At 71.0% G+C, this 25462-nt stretch carries 24 protein-coding genes; 16 read left to right on the top strand and 8 right to left on the bottom strand.

Going from position 1 to position 25462, the window contains the following annotated elements; translation table 11 throughout:
• Positions 1-13: 13 nt before the first annotated feature.
• The 4 genes from ABD716_RS08255 (at position 14) to ABD716_RS08240 (ending at position 4225) form a co-directional block, all read left to right on the top strand.
• Complete coding sequence (locus tag ABD716_RS08255; RefSeq protein ID WP_344775723.1) at positions 14-1099, top strand: PrsW family glutamic-type intramembrane protease; 1086 nt, start codon at positions 14-16, stop codon at positions 1097-1099.
• Positions 1100-1175: 76 nt separating this feature from the next.
• The gene (locus ABD716_RS08250) at positions 1176-2132 is read left to right on the top strand and encodes an ABC transporter ATP-binding protein (protein WP_344775721.1); all 957 of its coding nucleotides are present in this window, start codon (positions 1176-1178) and stop codon (positions 2130-2132) included.
• The gene (locus ABD716_RS08245) at positions 2132-3754 is read left to right on the top strand and encodes an ABC transporter permease (RefSeq protein ID WP_344775719.1); all 1623 of its coding nucleotides are present in this window, start codon (positions 2132-2134) and stop codon (positions 3752-3754) included. The genes ABD716_RS08250 and ABD716_RS08245 overlap by 1 nt, the downstream gene beginning before the upstream one ends.
• Before the next feature lie 3 nt (positions 3755-3757).
• Positions 3758-4225 carry a GbsR/MarR family transcriptional regulator gene (locus ABD716_RS08240; protein WP_344775717.1) on the top strand — a complete coding sequence of 156 codons (468 nt, stop codon included), beginning with the start codon at positions 3758-3760 and terminating at the stop codon, positions 4223-4225.
• An 81-nt stretch (positions 4226-4306) separates the two neighbouring features.
• On the opposite strand, the gene ABD716_RS08235 is transcribed toward ABD716_RS08240, so the two are convergent.
• Genes ABD716_RS08235 through ABD716_RS08220 form a run of 4 tightly spaced genes read right to left on the bottom strand, consistent with a single transcriptional unit; the run spans position 4307 to position 9655 of the window.
• Positions 4307-5305 (bottom strand): ABC transporter permease, encoded by a 999-nt coding sequence (locus ABD716_RS08235; protein WP_344775715.1) that lies wholly within the window; start codon positions 5303-5305, stop codon positions 4307-4309.
• Positions 5305-6264 carry an ABC transporter permease gene (locus ABD716_RS08230; RefSeq protein ID WP_344775713.1) on the bottom strand — a complete coding sequence of 320 codons (960 nt, stop codon included), beginning with the start codon at positions 6262-6264 and terminating at the stop codon, positions 5305-5307. Before ABD716_RS08230 ends, ABD716_RS08235 begins: the two co-directional genes overlap by 1 nt.
• Positions 6261-8009 (bottom strand): dipeptide ABC transporter ATP-binding protein, encoded by a 1749-nt coding sequence (locus ABD716_RS08225; protein WP_344775711.1) that lies wholly within the window; start codon positions 8007-8009, stop codon positions 6261-6263. Before ABD716_RS08225 ends, ABD716_RS08230 begins: the two co-directional genes overlap by 4 nt.
• The gene (locus ABD716_RS08220; RefSeq protein ID WP_344775709.1) at positions 8006-9655 is read right to left on the bottom strand and encodes an ABC transporter substrate-binding protein; all 1650 of its coding nucleotides are present in this window, start codon (positions 9653-9655) and stop codon (positions 8006-8008) included. Before ABD716_RS08220 ends, ABD716_RS08225 begins: the two co-directional genes overlap by 4 nt.
• A 95-nt stretch (positions 9656-9750) precedes the next feature.
• Here ABD716_RS08220 and ABD716_RS08215 point away from each other — a divergent pair, with 95 nt between their 5' ends.
• The gene (locus tag ABD716_RS08215) at positions 9751-11724 is read left to right on the top strand and encodes a M13 family metallopeptidase (RefSeq protein WP_344775707.1); all 1974 of its coding nucleotides are present in this window, start codon (positions 9751-9753) and stop codon (positions 11722-11724) included.
• Between the two features lie 133 nt (positions 11725-11857).
• On the opposite strand, the gene ABD716_RS08210 is transcribed toward ABD716_RS08215, so the two are convergent.
• The gene (locus ABD716_RS08210) at positions 11858-12769 is read right to left on the bottom strand and encodes a serine hydrolase (protein ID WP_344775705.1); all 912 of its coding nucleotides are present in this window, start codon (positions 12767-12769) and stop codon (positions 11858-11860) included.
• 180 nt (positions 12770-12949) lie between these two features.
• Here ABD716_RS08210 and ABD716_RS08205 point away from each other — a divergent pair, with 180 nt between their 5' ends.
• Positions 12950-14338: a glycine--tRNA ligase gene (locus ABD716_RS08205; protein WP_344775703.1), complete on the top strand. Its 1389-nt coding sequence runs from the start codon at positions 12950-12952 to the stop codon at positions 14336-14338.
• Between the two features lie 136 nt (positions 14339-14474).
• Here ABD716_RS08205 and ABD716_RS08200 read toward each other — a convergent pair whose 3' ends face one another.
• Positions 14475-15098, bottom strand: coding sequence for a GNAT family N-acetyltransferase (locus tag ABD716_RS08200; protein ID WP_344775701.1), 624 nt, complete (start codon positions 15096-15098; stop codon positions 14475-14477).
• Between the two features lie 54 nt (positions 15099-15152).
• Positions 15153-16478, bottom strand: coding sequence for a glutamyl-tRNA reductase (locus tag ABD716_RS08195; RefSeq protein ID WP_344775699.1), 1326 nt, complete (start codon positions 16476-16478; stop codon positions 15153-15155).
• Positions 16479-16563: 85 nt separating this feature from the next.
• Between ABD716_RS08195 and hemE the strand changes: the two genes are divergently transcribed.
• From hemE to ABD716_RS08170, 5 genes are all read left to right on the top strand, one after another.
• Positions 16564-17670 carry a uroporphyrinogen decarboxylase gene (gene hemE / locus ABD716_RS08190; RefSeq protein WP_344775697.1) on the top strand — a complete coding sequence of 369 codons (1107 nt, stop codon included), beginning with the start codon at positions 16564-16566 and terminating at the stop codon, positions 17668-17670.
• On the top strand, positions 17667-19178 hold the full coding sequence (gene hemG / locus ABD716_RS08185) for a protoporphyrinogen oxidase (RefSeq protein ID WP_344775695.1): 1512 nt from the start codon (positions 17667-17669) through the stop codon (positions 19176-19178). Before hemE ends, hemG begins: the two co-directional genes overlap by 4 nt.
• A gap of 68 nt (positions 19179-19246) precedes the next feature.
• A complete protein-coding gene (locus ABD716_RS08180; protein WP_344775693.1) occupies positions 19247-19615 on the top strand; it encodes a hypothetical protein in 369 nt (122 codons plus the stop codon).
• A 10-nt stretch (positions 19616-19625) separates the two neighbouring features.
• Entirely contained in the window at positions 19626-20024 is a 399-nt protein-coding gene (locus tag ABD716_RS08175) for a phage holin family protein (protein ID WP_344775690.1), read from the top strand.
• Positions 20014-20265 (top strand): hypothetical protein, encoded by a 252-nt coding sequence (locus tag ABD716_RS08170; RefSeq protein ID WP_344775688.1) that lies wholly within the window; start codon positions 20014-20016, stop codon positions 20263-20265. The genes ABD716_RS08175 and ABD716_RS08170 overlap by 11 nt, the downstream gene beginning before the upstream one ends.
• Before the next feature lie 93 nt (positions 20266-20358).
• Here the strand turns inward: ABD716_RS08170 and ABD716_RS08165 are convergent, their stop codons facing one another.
• Positions 20359-20643 carry a hypothetical protein gene (locus tag ABD716_RS08165; protein ID WP_344775686.1) on the bottom strand — a complete coding sequence of 95 codons (285 nt, stop codon included), beginning with the start codon at positions 20641-20643 and terminating at the stop codon, positions 20359-20361.
• Positions 20644-20789: 146 nt separating this feature from the next.
• On the opposite strand from ABD716_RS08165, the gene hemQ reads away from it, so the two are divergent.
• From hemQ to hemB, 5 genes are all read left to right on the top strand, one after another.
• A complete protein-coding gene (gene hemQ / locus ABD716_RS08160) occupies positions 20790-21539 on the top strand; it encodes a hydrogen peroxide-dependent heme synthase (protein ID WP_344775684.1) in 750 nt (249 codons plus the stop codon).
• Positions 21536-22630: a ferrochelatase gene (locus tag ABD716_RS08155; protein WP_344775682.1), complete on the top strand. Its 1095-nt coding sequence runs from the start codon at positions 21536-21538 to the stop codon at positions 22628-22630. The genes hemQ and ABD716_RS08155 overlap by 4 nt, the downstream gene beginning before the upstream one ends.
• Entirely contained in the window at positions 22630-23586 is a 957-nt protein-coding gene (gene hemC / locus ABD716_RS08150) for a hydroxymethylbilane synthase (protein WP_344775680.1), read from the top strand. The genes ABD716_RS08155 and hemC overlap by 1 nt, the downstream gene beginning before the upstream one ends.
• The gene (locus ABD716_RS08145; RefSeq protein WP_344775678.1) at positions 23583-24371 is read left to right on the top strand and encodes a uroporphyrinogen-III synthase; all 789 of its coding nucleotides are present in this window, start codon (positions 23583-23585) and stop codon (positions 24369-24371) included. Before hemC ends, ABD716_RS08145 begins: the two co-directional genes overlap by 4 nt.
• 74 nt (positions 24372-24445) lie before the next feature.
• Positions 24446-25435, top strand: coding sequence for a porphobilinogen synthase (gene hemB / locus ABD716_RS08140; protein ID WP_425553407.1), 990 nt, complete (start codon positions 24446-24448; stop codon positions 25433-25435).
• Positions 25436-25462: the final 27 nt, after the last annotated feature.

Genomic DNA, 25462 nt, shown 5'->3' with positions numbered 1-25462 from the left:
GAAGAATGCAGGGATGACCGACACTCCCGACCGCGTGCCGGTGCCGCAGCAGCACTCGCCTCATGAGGACTGGCGGCGGCTCTACCCGCCGCAGCCGCCAGCCGCACCGCAGCCGCGCGTGCTGCCGCAGAGGGAGCCGAGGCCGCCACGGAAGTGGCTCGGCGCGTGGGGTGGCCTCTGGATCGCCCTCGGCGCCGTCGCGATCATCGGCCTCGAGTTCCTTGTGGCCTGGCTGCTGCGCGACGTGCAGCGCCCGTCGCCGCGCGACTACCAGGTGCTCGACCCTGTGCTGCTGCTCATCGGCAGCGGATGCGTCATCGCCGGCTTCCTCTACACGATGGCCTATCGCCTGCAACCGCGCTGGCGGCTGTCGGTGGGGCGTCTCATCGGCGGCGGCCTGCTCGCCGGATTCCTCGCCGCCGCCGCGGCGGCTATGGCGAACGGCACGATCGACGCGTTCGCCGGGGGCACCGCGGCCCGCCCGGCCACGCTCAGCTTCGCGCTGGTCGGCTTCGTCGAAGAGTCGGCGAAGCTCGGCGCCGCGCTGCTGCTCGGGCGCTCGCTGCCGGTGAAGAACGGTCGCGTCGGGCTGTACGTCGGCGCCGCGGTCGGCTTCGGCTTCGCGTTCGTCGAGAACCTCGGCTACCTCGAGACGGCGTGGTCGGTGGGCCTCGCGCATCAGGGTGCGCTGGTCGGCACGCTCGGAACGGCCGTCTCGCGGCAGCTGCTCGGGCCGTTCCTGCACCCGGTGATGACGGGGCTCGCCACGGCGGCGTGGTTCGCCGTGGCGCGGCAGCCGGGGGCCGAGGGCGAGAGCAGCGGTGGGCGGCCGCGCTACCGACTCGCCGTCGGCGCCGTGCTCGCCTGGCTCGCGTCGGCGGTCGCTCACAGCCTGTTCGACCTCGGCGCGAGCGCCGCCGACAGCCTGCCCGATCGCTATCTCGGCGCGGGCGTCACGGTGCTCACGATCATCGGCTACCTCGTCGCGTCGTTCCTCGCGTGGCTGCTCGTGAGCCGCGCGCTCAAGCGCCGGGACGTCGCGCGCGCTGCTGCGGCCGGCGAGTACGGCGTACTCGCGCCGAACGCGCCGCCGAGCTAGCGAGTGCGCCGTACGCGCGGGGTGAGAGGCGTTTTCTTTATTCACAAAATGGTGAACGCGGCGTAGCTTGTGCCCCGTGAATGCAGCAGACGCCGGGCAACCGGTCATCGAGACCCGGGGTCTCACCAAGCACTTCGGCCGGGTGCGCGCCCTCGACGGGCTCGATCTCTCGGTCGGCCGCGGCGAGGTGCACGGTTTCCTCGGGCCGAACGGCGCAGGCAAGTCGACGACGATCCGCGTGCTGCTCGGGCTCGCCCGAGCGACCGCGGGCGAGGCGCGGGTCTTCGGCCGGGATCCGTGGCGCGAGGCATCCGCCCTTCATCGCCGCATCGCGACCATCCCCGGTGACGTGGCGCTCTGGCCCAACCTCAGCGGCGGCGAGACGATCGACCTGCTGGTGCGCCTGCGCGGCGGCGACGCGACATCCGCCGCGTACAGGAGCCGGCGCGCCGAGCTCATCGACGCGTTCCAGTTCGACCCGACCAAGAGGGCGCGCAGCTATTCGAAGGGCAACCGGCAGAAGGTCGCCCTGATCGCGGCGTTCGCGCACCCCGCCGAGCTGTATGTCTTCGACGAGCCGACGAGCGGCCTCGACCCGCTGATGGAGTCGGTCTTCACGCGGCAGGTCGGCCGCGTCGCCGCCGACGGTGGCACGGTGCTGCTCAGCTCGCACATCCTGAGCGAGGTCGAGAAGCTGTGCACCCGCATCTCGATCGTGCGCGCCGGCCGCGTGGTCGAGTCGGGAACGCTCACCGAGCTGAGGCACCTCACGCGCACGTCGTTCAGCTTCGAGCGCGCGGGCGCCGGCGGCGCGATGCTGACGGATGCCCAGCTCGCCGGCATCCCCGGCGTGCACGACCTCGCGCTCGCCGAAGGGCGCGTCTCGTTCACGGTCGACTCCGACGCGGTCGCGGGCGTGCTGCCCGCCCTCGGCGCCCTCGGCGTGCAGGGGCTGCAGGTCGCGCCGCCATCGCTCGAGGAGCTCTTCCTCAGGCACTACGGCGACCTCGTTCCGCCCGCCGAGGCGGCGTGATGTTCGGCACGCTGCTGCGCTTCCGCCTGCGGCGCGACCGCTGGCAGCTCGCCGTGTGGGCGGTCGTCCACTTCCTGCTCGCCTACCTGGTCGTGAGCGCCGTGCACACGACCTACGGCACGGCCGTCGAGCGGGCGAACACGGTGAAGGTCATGATGGTCACGCCCGCGATCCTGCTGTTCCGCGGCACTCCGCAGGGCACGAGCGCGGGCGACTTCATGGCGCTGCTCGGGCTCACCTTCATCGCCGTGCTCGTGGCGTTCCAGTCGACCTTCCTCGTGGTGCGCAACACCCGCGCGGAAGAGGCGCTCGGCCAGACCGAGACGATCGCGGCGACGGCCGCAGGGCGCTGGGCGCCGAGCCTCGCGGTCATCGCGCTGGGGGTCATCGCCAACGTGATCGCGATGATCGCAGTGGCGGTCGGATGTCTCGCCGGCGGCCTCCCCACGGGCGGGTCGTGGCTCTTCGGCGCCGCTCTCGGCGCCGTCGGGCTGACCTTCGTGGGGGTGGCGTTCCTGCTCGCGCAGCTCTTCCCGGCGGGTCGCTCGGCGAACGGGTGGGCGGCGGCGCTCGTTCTCGCGGCCTATGTGGTGCGGGGCCTCGGCGACGCGACCGGCACCCCGCACCTCGCCACCGCGACACTCACGCCGGCGTGGCCGATCTGGGCGAGCCCGATCGGGTGGGCGCAGCGCACGCTGCCGTGGTCACCGCACGCGCGGGTGTGGCCGCTGCTGCTGGGGGTCGCGGCGTTCGTCGTGCTGACCGCGGCCGCTCTGGTGATTCAGGATCGGCGCGACGTCGGCGCCGGCGTGTTCGCCGAGCGGCGGGGCCGGGCTGCGGCCTCGACGGTGCTCCGCGGGTCGATCGGGCTCGCGCTGCGGCTGCAGCGCGGGGTGCTGATCGGCTGGATCACGGCCGTCGTCGCCGGTGCTCTATTGCTCGGCGGACTGTCGGGGGTCATGGTCGATCAGCTGCAAACGGCGGGCGCCGGCGTGACCAACGCGCTCGACGAGATCGGCGGCGGGGACGGCTCGAGCGGCTCGCTGCTGCAGGCGTTCGTCAACGTCGGCGCGATCTTCTCTGCGCTGCTCGCATCGGCGATCTGTGTGCAGGGTGCGATGCGCCTGCGGCAGGAGGAGGTCGCGGGCGGCACCGACGCCGTGCTGAGCACCGCCGCCGGCCGCATGCCGTGGATGCTCTCGTTCGTCGTCGTGGCGGGCGTCGGCGCCGTGCTCGCGCTCGTGCTCGGCGGACTCGTCGCCGGGGCGGTCGCCGGCGACAAGGGCGGCGGCTTCGCGACCTGGTTCTGGGCGGTCGTGTGGGAGGCGCCTGCGGTCCTCGTCTTCCTCGGAATCGTCGCGCTCGTGTTCGCGGTGCTGCCGAACGCGACGATCGCCGTCGGCTGGGCCGTCTTCGGGCTGGCCGCGATCTTCGGGCTGTTCGGGCCGCTGTTCGGTCTGCCGCAGTGGGCTCGCGACCTGGCGCCGTTCGCCCACACGCCGGCGATCGCGCTGCCCCACCCGGATTTCACCGGCGGCTGGGCGATGGCTCTCATCGCGATCGCGCTGGTCGTGGCATCCCTTGTTCTCTTCAGACTTCGCGACACGAAGCCGGGCGCATGACGCATGAGTGACGAACTGCAGGAGTACGCCGAGCGGCTCGCCGCGCTGTTCACGGTCGCCGGGTTCCCGCGCATGGCCTCGCGCGTGCTGATGACGCTGATGCTGTCGCCGGATGCCGCGCTGACGGCCGCCGAGCTGCGAGACCGCCTCGGCATCAGCGCCGCCGCGGTGTCGGGCGCGATCACGTACCTCGAGCGGCTCGGCATGGTGCGGCGCCGGGCGCACCGCGGCTCGCGGAAGGAGCTCTACGAGCTGCCCGAGTCGGCCTGGTACACGGCGTCGCTGCGGCAGCCGCCGTTCTATTCCGAGATCGCGGCGACGCTGCCCGACGGCATCGCGGCGGCGCGCTCGGCCCGCGCTGAAGGCCCGCTCGCGCGCCTCGTCGAGATGCAGGAGTTCTTCGAGTTCATGCGCGTGCGGATGCCCGAGCTCTACGAGGAGTGGCTGGCGAGCCGCCGCGACCAGCGCTAGTGCCCCGGGTTTAGTGCCCCGCGCCGACGTTTGCGCCCCTGGCCGGAGGCGCGAACGTCGGCGCGGGACGCAAAAGCGCGCTCAGGCCCGGGCGCGCACCCGCGGGTCGATCAGGCCGTAGACGATGTCGACCAGCACGTTCGCGATCGCGATCAGGAACGCCGCGAACAGCGTCACGCCGACGACCACCTGCAGGTCGCGCGAGCCGATCGAGGTGATCAGCAGCGCGCCGATGCCCTGCATCGAGAACACCCGCTCGGAGATCACGGCGCCGCCGAGCAGCGCGCCGAGGTCGAGCCCGAACAGCGTCACGACCGGAATCAGCGCGTTCCGCAGCCCGTGCCGCATGATGACCCGTCCCTCGGTCAGCCCCTTGGCGCGCACCGTGCGGATGTAGTCCTGCCCGAGCTGGTCGATCAGCTCGCTGCGGGTGAGCCGCGCGTAGACGGCGGCGCTGATGAAGGCGAGGGCCGTCCAGGGCAGCAGCAGGTGCGTGAACCACCCCACCGGGTCGTCGCCGAACGGCTCGTAGCCGCCCGTCGGAAGCCAGCCGAGCGCGAAGCCGAACAGCAGGATCAGCAGCATGCCCACGAGATAGGCGGGCGCCGAGACCCCGGCGATCGCGACCGTCATGATGGCCCGGTCGGCGGCGCGTCGGCGCCACACCGCCGCCGCGGCGCCGCCTGCCACACCGGCGATGAACCACAGCACCGCCGCGCCGACCGCGATCGACGCCGTGACGGGGAAGCGGGTCAGGATCAGCTCGGTGACGGGCGTGTTCAGCTGGAACGAGTACCCGAAGCAGGGCGCCGCGCACGCGATCGCGCCGGCGCCCGTGCCGAAGGTGCGACCCGCGACGATGCCCTTCAGGAACTCCCAGAACTGGCCGTACCACGGCAGGTTGAGGCCGAGGTAGTCCTTCGCGCGCGCCAGGTTCTCGGGCGTGCACGGCTTGCCGCACGACAGCTGCGCCGGGTTCGACGGCAGCAGATAGAAGATCACGAACGTCACGGCCGTCACGACGAGCAGCACGATGACGACGCCGATGAGGCGGCTTCCGATCAGGCGGGCGATGCGCATCAGGCGGTCACCTCCTCATGCGCGCCCGGCTTCCCGGGCTCGGCGGTCGTCGATTTCGAGCGGATGCCCCGCCTGCGGTTCACCCGCGGGTCGAGGGCGTCCCGCAGCCCGTCGCCGAACGCGTTCAGGGCGAGCGTGACGAGGAAGAGCGCGCCGCCCGGGAACGCGAGGTATGCCGGGTCGGTCGAGAACCACGCGACGGCGTCGCCGATCGTGCGGCCCCACGACGGCGTGGGCGGTGGCACCCCGACGCCGAGGAACGAGAGCGCCGCCTCGGTGCCGATCATCGCCGGCACCAGGATCGTCGCGTAGACGATGATGGTCGCCCCCACGTTCGGCAGCAGCTGGCGCCAGAGCACATGCCCGTCGCCCGCGCCCATCGCCTCGGACGCCACGACGAAGGTGCGCTGCCGCAGCGAAAGCGTCTGGCCGCGCACGACCCGCGCCACGGCGGGCCAGCCGAAGAATCCGATCACCAGCACCATGAGCACGGGCCTCGGGAACGCGGCCGCCGCGATCGCGGTGAGCGAGATCATGAAGATGAGGCTCGGGAAGCCGAGCATGACGTCGACGACGCGGCTCGCGATGCGGTCGTACCAGCCGCCGAAGTAGCCGGCGGTGAGCCCGACGGCGACGCCGATCGCGACGGCGACCGCGGTGGCCAGCACGCCGACCGTCAGCGACAGCCTGCTGCCGTAGACGACGATCGCGAACAGGTCGCGGCCGGTCAGCGGCTCGACGCCGAACCAGTGCTGCCACGAGATGCCGCCGCCGAAGCCCTTCGGCGCGCCCGAGCCGTCGAGGGCGTGCAGGTGGTACGTGTACGGGTCCTGCCCGTTGATCGCCGTGATCAGAGGGGCGAAGATCGCGGCCAGCACGAACACGCCGACGACGATCACGCCGCCGAGCGCCCACGGGTCGCGGCGGATGTGTCCCCAGACGCTGCCCAGCCCGTTCACTCGGCCACCGCCTCGAGCTCGCGCCACTGCGCGCGCCGCAGCGCCTGCGCGGCCGGGTCGGCGACGGGCGCTGCGGCGAGCAGGCGCCGCGTGTACGGCTGCGCGGGCGCGGCGAGCACCTCGGCCGCCGGCCCCTGCTCGACGACGCGGCCGGCCTGCAGCACGACGACCCGGTCGGCGAGACGGCGCACGACCGCCAGGTCGTGGCTGATGAAGAGGCAGGCGAAGCCGTGCCGCGCCTGCAGGCGCTCGAGCAGCTCGAGAACGGATGCCTGCACCGACACGTCCAGCGCCGAGGTCGGCTCGTCGGCGATCAGCAGCTCGGGCTCGAGCGCGAGGGCGCGGGCGATGGCGACGCGCTGCCGCTGGCCGCCCGACAGCTCGTGGGGGTAGCGGTCGGCGAACTCGGGCGGCAGCTGCACCTGCTCCAGCAGCTCGCGCGCTCGCGCGGCTCGGGCCGCGGGGGAGTCGCCCGTGTGCAGGGCAAGCGGCTCGGCGATGCTCGTGCCCACGGTGTTGCGCGGGTTGAGCGACGAGGCGGGGTCTTGGAAGACGTAGCCGATGCGGCTGCGCACGCGGCGCCGCTCGCGCCGCCCCGCGCGGCCGAGCTCGACGCCGCCGACGGTCGCGCGGCCGGCCGAGATCGGCACGAGGCCGACGAGGGCGCGGCCGATCGTCGACTTCCCCGAGCCGGACTCGCCAACGAGGCCGACCACCTCGCCGCGGCCGATCGTGAAGCCGACCTCGCTGACCGCGTGCACGGCGGCGCCGCGGCGGCGGAAGACGACGCTCGCGCCGTCGAGCACGACCGTCGGCTCGGGCTCGGGCTCGGCCGCGGGCGCCGGCGCCGGCACCGGCGCAGACACCGGGGCGGCGGGCGTCTTCTGCACGGGCTGCTGGCCGGCCGGGGCATCCGTCTCGCTCAACTCGGTCAGCGTGGGCACGGCGGCCAGCAGGCCGCGCGTGTAATCGGAGCGCGGCCGGTCGAACACGTCGGCGACGGGGCCCGACTCGAGTGCCTCGCCGCGGCGCATCACGAGCACGTCGTCGGCGAGGTCGGCGACGACGCCCATGTCGTGCGTGATGAGCAGGATCGCGGTGCCCCGCTCGTCGCGCAGCGCGCGCAGCAGGTCGAGGATGCCGGCCTGCACCGTCACGTCGAGGGCCGTCGTCGGCTCATCGGCGATGATCGCGACGGGGTCGCAGCTGATCGCCATCGCGATCATCGAGCGCTGCAGCTGGCCGCCCGAGAGCTCGTGCGGGTGCGACGCCGCAATGCGGTGCGCCTCAGGCAGGCCGACCGAGCGCAGCAGCTCGTGCACGCGATCGCGCAGGGCACGCCCCCGCACCCCGGGCCGGTGCACCCTGATCGCCTCGGCGATCTGCTGCCCGATGGTGTAGACGGGGTCGAAGGCGCTCATCGGCTCCTGGAAGACGGTGCCGATGCGGCCGCCGCGCACCGCCCGCAATTCGGCCGCCGGCGCCCCGATCAGCTCGCGGCCCTCGAGGCGCACGCTGCCCGTGACCGTCGCGCTGTCGGGAAGCAGGCCGAGCACGCTCATGGCCGTCACCGACTTGCCCGAGCCGGACTCGCCGACGACGGCGAGCACGCGGCCGGGGGCAAGGTCGAAGCCGACCGAGTCGACGACTCGGCCGGCTTCGGCAGTGCCTGCGGCGTCTCCTGCGGAGAACGAAACTGAGAGGTCCCGAACGGAGAGAACCGGTGCGGGGCTGGTCGGACTCACTTCTCCAGTGTGACGGTCCGGTAGTCCGGGTAGGCGGGGAAGGACGGGATGAAGAAGTTCCCGACCCCCGCGCCGCGCAGGAAGGACTGCTTCGCGTAGATCAGGGGCACGACGGGTGCGTCGGCCATGATCTGCTTGTCGATCGCGGCCCAGTCGGCCTGCGCCTTCTTCTGGTCGACCTCGGCCTGCGCCGTGGCGATCGCCGCGTCGACAGCGGGGTTCGAGTACTGCGACACGTTGAAGTTGCCGTTGCCGATCTGGCTCGAGTCGAACAGCGGCGAGATGTTCGAGTTCGCCGACGGGAAGTCGGGCTGCCAGCTCATCAGCGCCAGGTCGAAGCTCGGGTGGCTGACGGCGACGTCGGTGTAGAACGAGTCGGCGTCCTCGGTCTTGAGGGTCACGGTGATGTTCGCCCGCTTCAGCCCCTGCTGAATGGCCTGCGCCTGCGCGAGCGACGCCGCGTCGTTCTGCGTGAGCAGCGTGAGCTTCAGCGAGCTCACGCCGGCCTCGCCGAGAAGGGCCTTCGCCTTGCTGACGTCGCCCGAGGCGGGCGCCTTGTAGAGGTCGTAGTCGACACGGCCCGCGATGCCGGGCGTGATGAGCGTGCTCGCGAGCACCCCCGCCTGCTCACCGCCCGAGGCGACGAGGTAGGACTGCTTGTCGACGGCGTACTCGATCGCCTGGCGCACCTTGAGGTTCTTGAGGTCGCCCTTCTGCGTGTTCAGCGACAGGTACTGGATCGGGCCCGCCTTGGACGTCGCGAGCCGCGACTTCGCCGCGGCGTTGTGGGTCACGGATGCCAGATCGGATGCCCCGAGGTACTGCACGTCGAACGCGTTCTTGTACTGCCCGGTGCCGTTGATCAGGTTCTGCACGGCGGTCGACTGGTTCTGGCTCTCCTGGAAGACCACCTTGTCGGCCGACGCGGTGCGCACCGAGTCGGTCTTCTTGCTCCAGTACTTGTTGCGCGTGAGCGTGAGCGAGGTGCCGTCCTTGATGCTCTCGACCTTGTAGGGGCCGGTCGTGATCGGCGCCTTGGAGTAGCTGGCGGGGGCGCCGTTCGACTCCTTCACCGGCGAGAACGCCGGCATCGACGCGATCCAGGGCCAGTCGCCGAACGGCTTGTCGAGGTGGAACACGATGGTCTTGTCGTCGGGGGTCTCGATCGAGTCGAGGCTCTTGCCGTCGAAGGGGCCCTTGTAGCTGCTGCCGCCCACCAGGAGGGTCTTGTGATAGCTCAGGCCGCCCTGCAGCTGGTCGCTGAACGAGCGCTCGATGCCGTACTTGATGTCTTCGCTCGTGACGGGGGAGCCGTCCGAGAACTTGAGGCCGCTCTTCAGGTGGTAGGTCCAGGTCTTGCCGCCGTCGCTCACGTCGCCTGTGTTCGTCGCGAGATCGGGCACGACCTTGGCGTCCTGGCCGGGCTTCACCTCCCACGTCGTCAGACGACGGTCGATGAGGCCGAGCGTCGTGGTCGCCAGATTCTGGCTCGACGCGGGGTCGAGCGAAACGGTGCTGGCCGGGGTGAGCAGGGTCAGGGTGCCGCCGGACTTCGAGGAGTTCGAGCTTCCGTTGGAGGAGCAGCCGGTGAGGACCAGAGCGGCTGCGACGGCTGCGGCCGCCGCGGCGGTCGTGAATCTACGCATCCCTCCACTCTCAGCCGATACGTTCGTATATGAAGACGCCGAGCGTTACATTTCGTCACACGCCCGCGCCCTGGGCTCTCACTAGGGTGGGGACCATGACCGACGCTCCCGTCTCCGGCATCAAGCTCGAGGAACTCGACCCCGACATCCGCCCGCAGGACGACCTGTTCCGGCACGTCAACGGCACGTGGCTCGAGCGCACCGAGATCCCCGCAGACAAGGCACGCTGGGGCTCCTTCTACCTCCTCGCGGAGGAGGCCGAGAAGGCCGTGCGCGACATCATCGCCGAGGCCCAGCACGCCGAGCCCGGCACCGAGGCGCGCAAGTTCGGCGACCTGTTCACGAGCTTCATGGACACCGAGCGCATCGAGCAGCTGGGAGCCGCTCCGCTCGCGAGCTCGCTCGCGATGATCGACAACGTCCACTCCATCGGGCAGTTCCTCGAGACGCTCGCGCACTTCGAGCGCAACGGCGTGGGCGGCCTCTATCAGCTGTTCGTGGACAACGACCCGGGCGACCCCGAGCGCTACCTCGTCTTCTTCGAGCAGGCCGGGCTCTCGCTGCCGGACGAGTCGTACTACCGGGAAGAGACGTTCGCCGGCATCCGCAAGGCGTTCTGCACGCACGTGCAGACGATGTTCGAGTTGGCGGGCGTGCCGGATGCCGCGCGCCGGGCCGAGAACGTGTTCGCTCTCGAGACCGAGATCGCGAAGCACCACTGGGACAACGTGAAGTCCCGCGACAGCGAGAAGACCTACAACCTGTTCGCGTGGCAGGACGTGAAGGGCCTCGCGAGCTCCGAGGGCGCCGACCTGCAGCTCTGGCTCGACGCCCTGAAGGCGCCGCACGGCTCGCTGCGCGAGGTCGTGCTGCGGCAGCCGTCGTTCACCGCGGGCCTCGCCGGGCTGCTCACTGCCGACCGGCTCGGCGCATGGAAGGACTGGCAGACCTGGCAGGTCATCCACGCCCGCGCGCCCTACCTCAGCTCTGACTTCGTCAACGCGAACTTCGACTTCTACGGCCGCACGCTGACGGGCACCCCGCAGCTGCGCGAGCGCTGGAAGCGCGGGGTCTCGTTCGTCGAGGGCGGCATGGGCGAAGCGGTCGGCCGCGAATACGTCGCGCGCCACTTCCCCGAAGAGTCGAAGGCGCAGATGGACGAGCTGGTCGCCAACCTCATCGAGGCGTACCGCGACAGCATCCGCTCGCTGTCCTGGATGGGTGACGACACGAAGAAGCGCGCGCTCGAGAAGCTCGACAAGTTCACGCCGAAGATCGGCTACCCCGTGAAGTGGCGCGACTACTCGGCGCTGCACGTCGACCCGACCGACCTCATCGCCAACGTGCGCGCGATCTCGGCGTTCGAGTTCCACCGCGAGCTGTCGAAGATCGGCAAGCCGATCGACCGCGACGAGTGGTTCATGACCCCGCAGACGATCAACGCCTACTACAACCCCGGGTTCAACGAGATCGTGTTCCCCGCCGCGATCCTGCAGTTCCCGTTCTTCGACCCCGCCCGCGACGCGGCCGCGAACTACGGCGCGATCGGCGCCGTCATCGGCCACGAGATCGGGCACGGCTTCGACGACCAGGGCTCGAAGTTCGACGGCGACGGCAAGCTCGAGTCGTGGTGGACGGATGCCGACCGCCAGGCGTTCGAGAAGCTGACCGGCGCTCTCATCGAGCAATACAACGCGCTCACGCCCGCGCAGCTGCCTGAGGGCTCGCCGCACGTGAACGGCGCGCTCACGATCGGCGAGAACATCGGCGATCTCGGCGGCCTGGGCATCGCGTGGAAGGCATACGTGCGCTCGCTCGGCGGTGTGCCGTCGCCCGTCATCGACGGCCTCACGGGCGCGCAGCGCTTCTTCCTGTCGTGGGCGCAGGCGTGGCAGCAGAAGGGGCGCGACGAAGAGGTGATCCGGCTGCTCACGATCGACCCGCACTCGCCGAACGAGTTCCGCTGCAACCAGATCGTGCGCAACATCGACGAGTTCTACGCGGCGTTCGACGTGCAGGAGTCCGACGACCTCTACCTGCCGAAGGAGCAGCGCGTCACCATCTGGTGACGTCGCCCCGCTCCGCTCCGCTCCGCTGGTCGAGTAGGTCGCTCTGCGACCGTATCGAGACCCTCTTCTCGCAAGGAGAGGGTCTCGATACGCGGCCGGCGCAGGCGCCGGCTGCTACTCGACCAGCGTGGTCTCAGTGCACGTACTCGAGCAGATCGAGGCCGAAGGTGCGCATGCCGTCGAGCACGCGCAGCCGCGCCGGCAGGCCCGAGTCGTCGAAGTACATCGAGACGGCATACGCGACGCCCGCCCGCGGGCCGCGCAGCACGCCGACCTCGCTGCGCACGCCGTTGTCGGTGCCGGTCTTGTTGACGAGCAGGATGCCGTGATCGGCGCCGCGGTGCGCGAGGGGGTCGAGCCCGAACGAGGCCGCGACCATGGTCAGGTCGGAGTTGAGCGAGAGCCACTGCACGACCCGCTGGCTCGTCGCCTGGTCGACGATCTCGCCGCGCGCGAGCGCCGCGAACAGCCAGGTGAGCTCGGACGCCGAGCCGATGGAGAGCTGCGGCGCGTCGTCGGGGCCGCGGTGGTCGCGCACGAGGTCGAGCAGCGCGGTGCGGGTGAGGCCGAGCTGCTCGGTGCGCGCGCCGACGGCTTCGAGGCCGATGCGCCGCAGCAGCACGTTCGTCGCGAGGTTGTCGCTCGTGGCGCCGACGAGCGCCGCGAGGTCCGCGAGGGGCAGCGAGGGCACGGCGAGGTGCTGCCACACGCCCGAGTCCCCGACGGCATCCCTTGCCTCGCGGTCGAGCAGGGTCAGCCCGCTCACCTGGCGCTGCTCGAGCTGCGCGGCCACCTCGATCAGCAGCAGTACCTTGCCGATGGACGCGGTCGGCATGACGACGTGGTCGTCCACCGAGAAGAGCACCTGGCCAGAGGCGAGGTCGACCGCGCGCGCAGAGACCTGGACGCCGGCGAGAGCGAGCTCGGCAAGCGCCGCGAACCCGCGCTCGAAGCTGTCGGAGAGATCCTCGCCGCGGTGCCGGCCCACGGCCACGGCGGTGTGGCGGGCGCGTCGGCCTGAGGCCTGCTGGGCAGCGGAGGACATGGTGCGCAGATCTCCCTCTGGACGATGGAACACCGGGCCCCCTCCCCTGATGTGTCGATCATATGTGCTTCCGGGCCCCCCCAAATCACGTGCCAGACGGCCGCGCGAGGGCGCCCCGGTAGAATCGACCGGATTCCCCTCGCGGGGTTCATCTGCACCGTCCCTCCAGGAGAACCGCCCATGGCCGAACAGTCCCGTCTCGAGTCCGTCATCGCCCTCGCGCAGCACCGCGGCTTCGTGTTCCAGTCGGGCGAGATCTATGGCGGAACCCGCAGCGCGTGGGACTACGGCCCCCTCGGCACCGAGCTCAAAGAGAACATCAAGCGGCAGTGGTGGAAGACCTTCGTGCGCGGCCGGGGCGACATGATCGGCCTCGACTCGTCGGTCATCCTGCCCCCGAAGACGTGGGAGGCATCCGGTCACCTGGCGACCTTCAACGACCCGCTCACCGAGTCGCTCGTGACCCACAAGCGCTACCGCGCCGACCACCTCTTCGAGGCCTACGAGAAGGAGCACGGGCACCCGCCCGTGAACGGCCTCGACGACATCCCCGACCCCGACAACCCGAAGGTCGTCGGGCAGTGGACGCCGATCCGCCAGTTCAACGGCATGCTCAAGACCTACCTCGGCGTCGTCGAAGACGAGTCGGGCCTCGCCTACCTGCGGCCGGAGACCGCGCAGGGCATCTTCACGAACTTCCTGAACCTGCTGCAGACGAGCCGCAAGAAGCCGCCGTTCGGCGTCGGCCAGATCGGCAAGGCCTTCCGCAACGAGATCACGCCCGGGAACTTCATCTTCCGCACCCGCGAGTTCGAGCAGATGGAGATCGAGTACTTCGTGCCGCCGGCCGAGGCGCCCGCGCACTTCGAGAAGTGGGTCGAGGACTGCGTGAACTGGTTCGTCGACCTCGGCGTCTCGCGCGACAGCATCCGCCTCTTCGACGTGCCAGACGGCGACCGCGCGCACTACAGCGACCGCACGATCGACGTCGAGTACGACTTCGGCTTCGAGGGCGAGCCGTGGGGCGAGCTCATGGGCATCGCGAACCGCACCGACTTCGACCTGAAGAGCCACGCCGCGGTCTCCGGGCGCGACCTGTCGTACTTCGACCCGACGACCAACGAGCGCTGGACGCCGTATGTCATCGAGCCGTCGTTCGGCCTCACCCGCTCGCTCATGGCCTTCCTGCTGTCGGCCTACGACGAGGAGGAGGTGCCGACCGCGAAGGGCGGCACCGAGACCCGCACCGTGCTGCGCCTCGACCCGCGCCTCGCGCCCTTCAAGGTGGCCGTGCTGCCGCTGTCGAAGAAGGAGACGCTGACGCCCCTCGCGCAGAGGATCGCCGACGAGCTGCGCGGTGACTGGAACGTCGACTACGACGAGACGCAGGCGATCGGCCGCCGCTACCGCCGACAGGACGAGATCGGCACCCCGTACTGCGTCACGGTCGACTTCGACTCGCTCGAGGACGATGCCGTGACCGTGCGCGATCGCGACACGATGCAGCAGGAGCGCGTGCCGGTCGCCGGCCTCAAGGCCTACCTGGCCGAGCGCCTCGTCGGGGCGTAAAGACGGGCGCCCGCCGCTGATCGACTCGCCGCCCGCGGCGAATGGAGGCCAGCGGAGGCCGCCGCGTCTGGTCTCCATTCGGCTTCGCCGAGTCGACCGGCGAAGGGCGCCGAGTCGACCGGCGAAGGGCGCGGGGCTACTTGGCCTTGTGTGCGCGCCACTCCTCGGCCGTGATCGCGTAGATGGCCACATCGTGCCACTCGCCGTCGACGATCTCGCGCTCCTTGAGCAGCGCCTCCTGGCGCATGCCGTGGATGGCACACAGGCGGGCGGATGCCTCGTTGCGGGCATCCAACTCGGCATAGACGCGGTGCGCGCCCATCTGGTCGAACGCGCAGTCGAGCACGGCGGCCGTCGCCTCGGTCGCGAGCCCGCGACCGTGGATCGCGGGGTGGAAGACCCAGCCGATCTCGAACTGGGCGTTGCGGATGCTCTTGGCGAAGAGCGCCACGTCGCCGATCTCGCCGCCCTGCGAGCCGTCGGCCTGCTTGAACTCGACGGCCCAGGCGAGGCCGTCGCCCTTGTCTTTGATGCGGGCGCTCTGGATCAGGCGTTTCGACGCGTTGCCGTTGTTCTCGTCGTCGTGGTCGCGCACTTCCCAGCGCAGGTACTTCACGACCTTCTTCGCGAGCGCGAAGTCGCTGTGGGCGGCCACCGCCTCGTCGATGGTCAGGGGCCGCAGTACGAGCCGATCCGTGGTGATGATGCAGGCGTCGAACGGAACCGTCGCCGGCGCGGGCTGGTCGATGGTGTCGGTCATGGTGGCACTCCCTCCCGTGCGGGCAGAGCCTGGGCACCCCACCCGAGTGACAGCCTAGGCCGTTTCCCTGCCCGTCTCTGCCACGTTGTTCTGCGCAACGGAACCGGCTATTGTGCCGCCGATTGTGCCAAGGGCGTCCTCGGCCTCGACGCCGAACACCGCGGCAACGCCGTCGACGAAGGCCGCCGCGTCGCCGTCGCGCGCGAGCTCGCGGGCCTTCACGCTCGGCGTGTGCAGCAGCACGCCGGCGAAGTGCCGCAGCGCCCGCTCGATCTCGCCGTTCGCGTCGCGCGAGGCCGCGCGCGCGATCTCGGCGTCGAGCTTCTCGAACACGTGCCGGCGCAGGGCCACGAGGGCCGGCTCGACATCGCGCTCGGCCGACTTCGCGGCGAACTCGGCGGCAGCCGCCCCGACCAGCTCGCGAGCCGAATCGGTCGCCTGCAGCTCCTCGAGCGGCGCGTGCAGCGAGATCGTCTCGAGGTCGAGCAGCTCGACGCGCTCGACCTCGGCGACGGCGGGCTCGACGTTGCGCGGCAGGCCGAGGTCGACGATGAGCAGGCGCCGCGCGTCGCTCGCGCCGCTGAGGGCGTCGCTCACGATGTCACGCGTCACGACGAGCGCGGGCGAGACGGTGCAGGTGATGACGAGGTCGGCGGATGCCACGGCCGCGGTCAGCCCGTCGGCGGGCACCGCCTCGATCCCGTGGCTCAGCGCGAACGACCGCGCACGGCCGGTGCGGCTCCAGACGGCGGCGTCGGTCACTCCGCGGTCGCGCAGCGCGGCAAGCGAGGCGGCGGCGTAGCGCCCCGTGCCGACGAGCAGCACGCGCACGGCCGACCAGTCGGCGAAGCGGCTCTCGGCGAGGTCGAGGGCGAGGCGCACCATCGATCGCCCCTGCGTCATGAGGCCGGTGGTGTTCTTGACGCCGCGGCTCGTGCGGCTGGCGGTCTGGAAGAGGCGCTCGAGGTCATGGGTGACGGCGCCGGAGTTGCGGGCGGCCGTGTAGGCGCGGCGCACCTGGCCGGCGATCTCGCCCTCGCCGACGACGACGGATTCGAGGCCGCTCGAGACCGAGAAGAGGTGCGAGGCGACGGCGTCGCCCGCGATCAGCTGGCTGCCGTCGCGCAGCTCGTCTGGGGCGACCTGCGCCGCGTCGGCGACGAGGTCGATGAGACCGGCGGCGGCGTGGTCGCGCAGCTCGAGCTTATCGAGGTCGACGTCGAGGTAGGCCTCGAAGCGGTTGCACGTGGCGAGCACCACCGAGCCGGTCACTGCCTGCTGCCCGCGGATCGCGTCGATCACAGCGTCTGCGCCGCGTTCGAGTCGATCGAGCAGGTCGAATCCCGCGGTGCGGTGACTCGAAGTGAAGCAGAACAGCATGGTTGCCGATCTTACGCCGCGCTGCTATGAGAACACCGGCGGGCTCCCAGCGCCCGTGCTCAGCCAACACTGGAAGAATCTGCGCGTGAGTTCTGAGTCCGCCGCGCCCTCCGCAGCATCCCCTGCTGCCTCCCGCCTCATCTCCGCCTATCGCGGCGTGCGACCCGACGTGACTCCGGTGTGGTTCATGCGGCAGGCGGGCCGCTCCCTGCCCGAGTACCACGAGGTGCGCCGCGGGCACACGATGCTCGAGTCCTGCCTCGACCCCGAGATCGCCTCAGAGATCACGCTGCAGCCCGTGCGCCGCCACGGCGTCGACGCGGCCATCTTCTACAGCGACATCGTGATCCCCCTCAAGCTCGCGGGCGTCGAGGTCGAGATCGTCCCTGGGCGCGGCCCGGTCTTCGAGCAGCCCGTGAGGACCGCGGCGGATGTCGCGGCGCTGCCCACCCTCACCGTCGACGACCTCGCCCCGGTGGCCGCCGGGGTGCGCCGCACGGTCGAGGGCCTCGGCCGCATCGGCGACGGATCTACACCGCTCATCGGCTTCGCAGGGGCGCCGTTCACGCTCGCTGCCTATCTGGTCGAGGGCGGCCCCTCGAAGGAGCATCTCGCCGCGCGCACCCTGATGCACGCCGACCCGGATGCCTGGGCCGCGCTCATGGCCTGGGCCGCGGACGCGTCCGGGCTCTTCCTGCGCGCGCAGGTTCTGGCGGGGGCATCCGCCGCCCAGCTCTTCGACTCGTGGGCCGGGTCGCTCTCGCTCGCCGACTATGTGACGCACGTCGCGCCCGCCTCTGCCCGCGCGCTGTCGCGCATCGCCGATCTCTCGGTGCCCAAGGTGCACTTCGGCGTCGGGACCGCCGAGCTGCTGCCTGCGATGCGCGACGTCGGGGCCGATGTCGTCGGCGTCGACTGGCGGATCCCGCTCGACGAGGGCGTGCGGCGCCTCGGCGGCATGGTGCCCGTGCAGGGCAATATCGACCCCGCTCTGCTCGCGGCGCCGTGGCCGGTGCTCGAAGCGCACGTTCGCGACGTGCTGCGGCGGGGCCAGGCGGCGCCTGCCCACGTGCTGAACCTGGGTCACGGCGTGCCGCCCACGACCGACCCGGCGGTGCTCACCCGCATCGTCGAGCTCGTGCACAGCATCTCGCTGGTCGACTCGGCGAAGCCGAATGGAGACCCTGTATGACCGACCCGCACGAGGGCCTCGACCACCTCATCAACGATGACCCGACTCGCGTCGTCATCATCGGCGGCGGCATGGGCGGCCTCGTTGCGGCGCGCGACCTCGCGCGACCCGGTTTCGAGGTGACGCTGCTCGAGGCGTCCGACCAGCTCGGCGGATCGGTGCAGCGCCTCGACCTCGAGCTCGCCGACGGATCGAAGCTGACGGTGGATGCCGGCGCAGAGAGCTTCGCCACCCGCGGCGGCCACGTCGCGACGTTCATCGACGAACTGCACCTGAGCGATCAGGTGGTGCAGCCCAACCCCGCCGGCGCGTGGCTGCAGCTGCCCGACCGCGCGGTGCCCACGCCGAAGGGCGGCATGCTCGGCATCCCCGCCACCCCGCTCGCGAGCGACGTCGTCGCGGCGATCGGGTGGCGCGGGGCGCTGCGCGCGTACCTCGACCGCGTGCTGCCGCCCCTCAAGATCGGCCAGGAGCGCAACCTCGGTCGGCTCGTGGAGCGCCGCATGGGCCGCGCGGTGCTCGAGAACCTCGTCGCCCCCGTGACCACCGGCGTCTACTCGGCGGCGCCCGACCAGCTCGACGTCGCTGTCGCCGCCCCGGGGCTCAACCCGGCGCTCACCCGCACGGGGTCGCTCTCGGGCGCCGTCGCCGAGCTGCGCGCGGGCGGCCCGTCGAAGGCCGGGTCGGCGGTCGGGGGCATCGCGGGCGGAATCTGGCGCCTGGCGTACACCGTGATCACGGATGCCCGCCGCCGCGGCGCCGAGCTGCGCACCGGTGCGCGCGTCACCGGCCTCACCCGCGACGGGGAGCGGTTCCTCGTGCGCGTCGCCGGGCAGGAGGACCCCATCGCGGCCGACGCCGTGCTGATCGACACGCCCTCTGCCGAGGCGCTGCCGCTGCTGGCATCCGCGCTGGTCGATGACGACGAGGGCGGGCTCGAGGCGCTCCTGCGCGCGCCGTGGCCCGAGGCGACCAGCGTCGAGCTCGTCACCCTCGTGCTCGACGCGCCCGAGCTCGACGCGGCGCCGCGCGGCACGGGCCTGCTCGTCAGCGACCGCGTCGACTCGGCGTTCGTCACCGCGAAGGCGATGACGCACGTCACGGCGAAGTGGTCGTGGGTCGCCGACCAGTTGCCCGCGGGGCGCCATGTCATCCGGCTCTCGTACGGTCGCGCAGGCCGCGACAACGACGCGGTGACGATGACGGATGCCGCGCTCCGTGCTCGCGCGCTGCAAGACGCCGCAGCGCTGATGAATATTCCGCTTTCGGAATCCATGGTGGTCGGGTTCGCCCGCGTGCGCTGGCAGAACGCGCAGCCGCTGGCGGCCGTCGGGCAGCGCGAGCGGCTCGCCGCGCTCGGCGCCGCGGTCGAGAAGACGCCGGGGGTCGAGGTTACGGGCGGCTGGGTCGCGGGTACCGGCCTGGCATCCGTCATTCCCCACGCCAGGGAGGCGGCGGCCCGCTTGCGTGGGCTACGCTGGCGAAAGCTGACCGATCAAGGAAGCTGAGCTGGAAACCTGATCAGAAACCGAACGAGCAGATCGCGGGGGTGTCGATGAAGGGCAAGCTGCTTTTCGTGACGGGGCTAGCCGTCGGCTACGTGCTGGGCGCGCGGGCCGGCAGAAAGAGGTACGAGCAGATCGCCTCGGCCGCGAACAAGGTCTGGCAGTCGCCGGGCATCCAGAAGCAGGTGCATGCCGCTCAGGACTTCGCCGCCGCCAAGATCGGAGATATTCCCGGCGCGGTATTCGACGGGGTGCGCAAGGTGACGAACGTCGCGATCGACCGTGCCCAGACCAAGGCGACCGGTAAGGTCCCGAGCCCGAGTTCGAGCTCACGGGCAGCGGGCGCACCGGCCACGCAGGCGGCGCGGACCGCCGCGGCTCGCGCCGCGTCCGGCGAATCGGACGCCGAGCTGCGGTCGACCGCGGAACCGCTCGACTGATCGGCTGCACATGGCACAGGGAGCACGTTCTCTTCCGGAGCTCATCAGTGAGCTCCCTCAGCTGTTCATCGCGCTCGTTCGCGCCGAGCTCAACCAGCTCAAGGCCGAGCTCATCGCGAAGGGCAAGGTCGCCGGCATCGGCATCGGCATGTTCTTCGGGGCGCTGCTGCTGCTTCTGCTGTTCGTGCCGGTGCTCATCGCGGCGGCGATCCTGGCGTTCTGCCTGATCGTGCCGCCGTGGCTCGCGGCGCTGATCGTGGCCGGCATCCTCTTGGTCCTGATCGCGATCCTCGTGATCGTCGGCATCGTGTTCTTCAAGAAGATCGGGTCGGCCACGCCGAAGCAGACGATCGGCAGCGTTCAGCGCGATGTCGACGCCGTGAAGGGAGTCGGCGACTATGACGAATGAGTACACCGGCCGCTCGGCGGAGCGCGGCGGCGTGCAGAAGGAGACCGAGGTCGAGCGCGCCCGCGCCGAGCTCGTCGCCGCCCTCTCCGAACTCGAAGACAAGGTCAACGTTCCGAAGCGCATCAAGCGACTGCGGGCGGAGGACCCGAACAGGTTCCTCGCGGGCGTCTCGGCCGTCGGCGCCGTCGCGGCGGGAATCGTGGCCATCGGAGTGACCATCCTGGTCAAGCGCCGGCACTAGAAGCCCACAACGCAGAAGTCGTTGCCACGTGCGGCCGGTTCGGCGGAACCGGGACCGCGAGACGTGGCGACGACTTCGATGGGTGGCGCAGGGCTAGGCCGCGCGGGCCTGGCCCTTCGCCTGCGCCAGCTGTGCCCGGCGCTTCCACGAGACGATCAGCGCCTCGAGCTGGGCGTTGCTGAACGACGACGGGTGGTTCGCGAGGGCGTCCGCGAACTCCTCGCGTTCGGCCGCGGAGAGGTGTCTGCTCCACGGGAAGGTGATCAGCATCTGCTCCTGTCCGGTCAGGTGCTCGACGAATTCGATGTTCTTGCGACGACGGCTACGACGAGGAACCCTCGGCGCTCCGCCGGTCTGCGGGGTGCGCTCAGTGCTCATAACAGTGGAAGTAACGCTCCTAGACGTGCTTTTATTCGATGAATGCCCCGAGCGGGCCGTGCGCACACTCAGAGTTACCCGAATGTGATGCCTTCTCAGGCCTCCCGATTTTTCAACAGCGGCCCCCGAGGGAGAGACTGGAAGCCATGACGAACTCGGCCGCTCCGGGGGCGGCATCCGCTCCGACTCCCGACGACGCAGCCGACCAGATCCCGGTTCAGCCCGACGGCTACACGCTCTGGGTGGTCCTGCGCCGAGACCCCGCACACGCGGCGACCGCCGCACAGGCATCCGATCTCGACGCCGCGGTTCGCGAGCTCGACGAGGTCGTGGCGGCGGCGGCAGGCCGCGGGGTCACCCTGCGCGGCTTCTACGACGTCTCCGGCCTCAAGGCCGACGCCGACCTCATGTTCTGGATCTGGGGCCCCGCGCCCGAAGAACTGCAGGCGGTGGCGCGCGAGCTGCGCCGCACCGCGCTTCTCAAGAACCTGCTCCCCACGTGGAACGCCATGGGCGTTCACCGCGCGGCGGAGTTCAACAAGGCCCACATTCCGGGATTCCTTCGCGGCAAGGACGCCAAGCAGTGGATCACGGTCTACCCCTTCAACCGCAGCTACGACTGGTACCTGCTTCCTGACGAGGATCGGCGGCGCATGCTCGCCGATCACGGCCGCAAGGGCGCGGCGTTCAGGGGCGTGCTGGCCAACACGGTCGCCGCGTTCGCGCTCGGCGACTACGAGTGGCTGCTGCCGATGGAGGCCGACGAACTGTCGGACCTCGTCGACATGATGCGTGAGCTGCGCTACACAGAGGCGCGCTTGCACGTTCGTGAAGAGGTGCCGTTCTTCACCGGCCGACGCATCGTCACGGCGGAAATCCCGGAGGTTGTTTCTTGACCGACCATGTGAGTGGTTCCTATCCCTTCGACGCGATCCTGCTGTCGAGCTTCGGCGGGCCAGAGGGCCAGGACGACGTCATCCCCTTCCTGCGCAATGTGACCGCGGGCCGCGGCGTTCCCGACGAGCGACTCGAAGAGGTCGCGCACCACTACCGCCACTTCGGCGGCGTGAGCCCGATCAACGCGCAGAACCGCGCCCTGAAGTTGGCGCTCGAGGGCGAGCTCGCCAAGCGCGGCATCGACCTTCCCGTCTACTGGGGCAACCGCAACTGGGCGCCGTATTTCACGGATGTCGTCGCCGAGGCCGCCGCCAACGGGCACACCCGTCTGCTTGGGCTCGTGACGAGCGCGTACACGAGCTACTCGGGCGTCGGCCAGTACCGTGAGGACTTCGAGAAGGCGCTCGCCGAGAACGGGCTGACCGAGACGGCATCCATCGATCGCATCCGCGAGTACTTCGATCACCCCGGCTTCGTCACGCCGCTCATCGAGGGCACGCAGACGGCTGTGCGGCGCCTGACGGATGCCGGGCACGAGGCCGCGCGCATCCGCATCCTCTTCTCCACGCACTCGATTCCGACCGCCGCCGCGAAGGCGTCCGGCCCCGAGTTCGGCGAGCACGGCGCCTACGAGGCGCAGCACCTCGCGCTCGCCGAGGTGATCTCGAAGGCCGTCGATGAGGCCGCGGGCGCACAGGTGCCGTGGAAGCTCGTGTACCAGTCGCGCTCGGGCGACCCGCGCGTGCCGTGGCTCGAGCCCGACATCAACGACGTGATCGCCGACCTGCACGACGAGGGCGCGACCACGGCGGTCGTCGTCGTGCCGTTCGGCTTCGTGAGCGACCATATGGAGGTGCTCTGGGATCTCGACAACGAGGCGAAGGAGAGCGCGGCCGAGGCGGGCTTCGCCTTCGAGCGCGTGCCGACCTCTGGCGTGCACCCGGCCTTCGTCGCCGGCCTCGTCGACCTGATCGTCGAGCGGCTCGAGGACACCCCGGTCGAGCAGCGCCCGCACCTCACGGCGCTCGGCCCCTGGCCCGACCACGAGACGGTCGGCACCTACATCGCCAAGGTGGGGGCAACCGCCTGATGGCTGACACGATCCGCGTCGGAACGCGCGGCAGCGCGCTGGCGCTCGCCCAGAGCGAGCAGGCAGCGCGCGCCCTCGCCCGCGCCGCGGGTCTCGAGTTCGAGCTCGTGACCGTCACGACGCACGGTGACACGTCGAAGGCGAATCTCGCGAGCATGGGCGGCATGGGCGTGTTCGCGACCGAGCTGCGCGAGGCGCTGCTCGGCGGCGAGGTCGACGTGATCGTGCACTCCCTGAAGGATCTGCCCACCGCGGCGTACCCGGGCCTCACGATCGCGGCGACGCCGAAGCGGGCGGATGCCCGTGACGTGCTGGTCGCGCGCGACGGCCTCACCCTCGAGACGCTGCCAGAGGGGGCACGGGTGGGCACCGGCTCGCCGCGGCGCATCGCCGAGCTGAAGGCGCTGCGCCCCGACCTCGCGGTCGAAGAGAACTTCCGCGGCAACATCGACACGCGCATCGGCAAGGTGTCCTCAGGCGAGGTCGACGCCGTGATCCTGGCGGCCGCCGGGGTCGACCGGCTCGGCAAGGCGGATGCCGTGACGGAGCGATTCGCGCTCTCCGACTGGCCGACCGCGCCGGGGCAGGGGGCACTCGCGCTCGAGGTGCGGGCCGATCAGGCATCCGACGGCACGGCATTCAGCCGCGCCCTGCAGAAGGGCCTCGCGAAGATCGACCACGCGACCACGCGCGCGGCGGTGCGCGCTGAGCGCGACGTGCTCGCCGGGCTCGAGGCGGGCTGCGCCGCGCCGGTCGCGACGACGGCGATGGTCGACGACGGCATGCTCTTCCTGACGGCGACGGTGTACGCGCTCGACGGCTCGCGGTCGATCACGGCGAGCCACGCCGCGGTTCTCGACTCGACGTCGGCCGCCGACCTGCTGACCGCGGCGGCCGAGGTCGCGCAGCGCACCGTCGCCGAACTGCTCGACGCCGGCGCGAAGGAGCTCGCATGAGCGAATCGCGCCCGACCCCGCAGAAGCCGCTGGGCGGCTGGCGGGTCCTCGTGCCCCGGGGCGGCCCCTGGGGGGACACGGTCGCCGCCGACCTGCGCGCTCAGGGGGCGCAGCCGGTGATCGCGCCCATGATCAACTTCGCGCCCGCCGCCGACGGCGCCGTCGTGACCGCCGCGCTCGAGCGGCTCGCCGCGGGCGAGTACGACTGGCTGACCGCCACGAGCGCCACCACGGTCGATGTGCTGCAGAGCTATCGCGCCGTGATCCCCGCGACGACCAAGGTGGCGGCCGTGGGTGAGACGACCGCGGCGGCGCTCGTCGCCGCGGGCTATCGCGTCGACCTGGTGCCGGTTGCGAACAACTCGGCGAAGGGGCTGCTGGCCGAGTGGCCCGAGGCCACGGGCGGCGCCTCGGGGCTGCGCGTTCTGACGCTGCGCTCCGAGATCGCCAAGCCGACGCTGACCGAGGGGCTCGCCCACCTGGGGCACCATGTGGACGCGGTGGTGGCGTATCGCACCGTCGGGGTGCCGGTGGACGAGAAGATCGTCGCGGACGTTCGCGCCGGAAACATCAACGCGATCCTCGTGACCTCGGGCTCGGTGGCCGAGCAGGTCGCGGCGCAGCTCGGGCCGATTCCCGACGGCACGCTGATCGCCGCGATCGGCCCGCAGACCGCGCACGACGCGCGCGACTACGGCCTGAACGTGCACCTCATCGCGGCCGAGCGGTCGGCCGACTCGCTCATCGATGCGGTGGTGCAGGCATCCCGCTCGCAGCGGCCGTAAGGCGGCGCGGTCTCGAGGCACGCGCCTCTCGTGCTCCTCAACCAGCGTGCAGGTGGTGCGCATAGGCTCGAACGGTGAGTGACGTGCTGCATCCCCATGTCCGTCCGCGCCGACTGCGCTCCACCCCGGCCATGCGCCGGCTGGTCGCCGAGACCCGGCTGCACCCCGCCGAGCTGATCCTGCCGATGTTCATCCGCGAGGGGGCGAGCGAGGCGCAGCCGATCGCCAGCATGCCGGGCGTCGTGCAGCACTCGCTCGACTCGTTCAAGGCGGCGTTGCACGAGGCGGCCGAGGCGGGCATCGGCGGTGTCAACCTCTTCGGCGTGCCCGAGGTGCACGACGCCGTCGGCTCAGGGGCGACCGACCCCGACGGCATCCTCAACGTCGCGACCCGCATCGCTCGTGAAGAGGTCGGCGACGCGCTCGTCATCCAGACCGACCTCTGCCTCGACGAGTTCACCGACCACGGGCACTGCGGCGTGCTCGACGAGGCCGGGAACGTCGACAACGACAAGACGCTCGTGCGCTACGCCGAGATGGCGCTGGCGCAGGCATCCGCCGGCGCGCATCTCGTCGCCCCGAGCGGCATGATGGACGGCCAGGTCGCCGTGATCCGCGAGGCGCTCGACGAGAACGGATTCCGCGACACCGGCATCCTCGCCTACTCCGCGAAGTACGCGAGCGCGTTCTACGGCCCCTTCCGCGAGGCCGTCGACAGCCAGTTGACGGGCGACCGCCGCACGTACCAGCAGGACCCGGCGAACCGCCGCGAAGGCCTGCGCGAGGCGACGCTCGACCTCGCCGAGGGCGCAGACATCGTCATGGTGAAGCCCGCGATGGCCTACCTCGACGTGCTCGCCGACGTGGCCGCCGTCTCCGACGTTCCGGTGTGGGCCTACCAGGTCTCCGGCGAGTACGCGATGGTCGAGTCGGCCGCCGCGAACGGCTGGATCGACCGCGACCGCGCCATCATCGAGACGCTCACGGGCATCCGCCGTGCGGGCGCCGACGCCGTGCTCACCTACTGGGCGGTCGAGGTCGCGACGCGGCTGCTCGACCGCTGAGCCCCTGCAGCGCTAACCCCTGCACCG

It is taken from the genome of Gryllotalpicola kribbensis, assembly GCF_039538245.1.
GTDB classification, from domain to species: Bacteria; Actinomycetota; Actinomycetes; order Actinomycetales; family Microbacteriaceae; genus Gryllotalpicola; species Gryllotalpicola kribbensis.
Note: the sequence above shows the minus strand (reverse complement) of the source record. Positions and strands in the feature narration are given on the sequence as shown.

Coding starts and splice junctions, on each gene's coding strand:
- ABD716_RS08205 (WP_344775703.1), top strand. CDS start 12,950: ATGGCCGAACAGTCCCGTCTCGAGTCCGTCATCGCCCTCGCGCAGCAC.
- hemQ (WP_344775684.1), top strand. CDS start 20,790: ATGACGAACTCGGCCGCTCCGGGGGCGGCATCCGCTCCGACTCCCGAC.
- hemG (WP_344775695.1), top strand. CDS start 17,667: ATGACCGACCCGCACGAGGGCCTCGACCACCTCATCAACGATGACCCG.
- ABD716_RS08170 (WP_344775688.1), top strand. CDS start 20,014: ATGACGAATGAGTACACCGGCCGCTCGGCGGAGCGCGGCGGCGTGCAG.
- hemC (WP_344775680.1), top strand. CDS start 22,630: ATGGCTGACACGATCCGCGTCGGAACGCGCGGCAGCGCGCTGGCGCTC.
- ABD716_RS08245 (WP_344775719.1), top strand. CDS start 2,132: ATGTTCGGCACGCTGCTGCGCTTCCGCCTGCGGCGCGACCGCTGGCAG.
- ABD716_RS08175 (WP_344775690.1), top strand. CDS start 19,626: ATGGCACAGGGAGCACGTTCTCTTCCGGAGCTCATCAGTGAGCTCCCT.
- ABD716_RS08210 (WP_344775705.1), bottom strand. CDS start 12,769: ATGTCCTCCGCTGCCCAGCAGGCCTCAGGCCGACGCGCCCGCCACACC.
- ABD716_RS08255 (WP_344775723.1), top strand. CDS start 14: ATGACCGACACTCCCGACCGCGTGCCGGTGCCGCAGCAGCACTCGCCT.
- ABD716_RS08200 (WP_344775701.1), bottom strand. CDS start 15,098: ATGACCGACACCATCGACCAGCCCGCGCCGGCGACGGTTCCGTTCGAC.
- ABD716_RS08220 (WP_344775709.1), bottom strand. CDS start 9,655: ATGCGTAGATTCACGACCGCCGCGGCGGCCGCAGCCGTCGCAGCCGCT.
- ABD716_RS08195 (WP_344775699.1), bottom strand. CDS start 16,478: ATGCTGTTCTGCTTCACTTCGAGTCACCGCACCGCGGGATTCGACCTG.
- ABD716_RS08240 (WP_344775717.1), top strand. CDS start 3,758: ATGAGTGACGAACTGCAGGAGTACGCCGAGCGGCTCGCCGCGCTGTTC.
- ABD716_RS08165 (WP_344775686.1), bottom strand. CDS start 20,643: ATGAGCACTGAGCGCACCCCGCAGACCGGCGGAGCGCCGAGGGTTCCT.
- ABD716_RS08215 (WP_344775707.1), top strand. CDS start 9,751: ATGACCGACGCTCCCGTCTCCGGCATCAAGCTCGAGGAACTCGACCCC.
- ABD716_RS08145 (WP_344775678.1), top strand. CDS start 23,583: ATGAGCGAATCGCGCCCGACCCCGCAGAAGCCGCTGGGCGGCTGGCGG.
- ABD716_RS08235 (WP_344775715.1), bottom strand. CDS start 5,305: ATGCGCATCGCCCGCCTGATCGGAAGCCGCCTCATCGGCGTCGTCATC.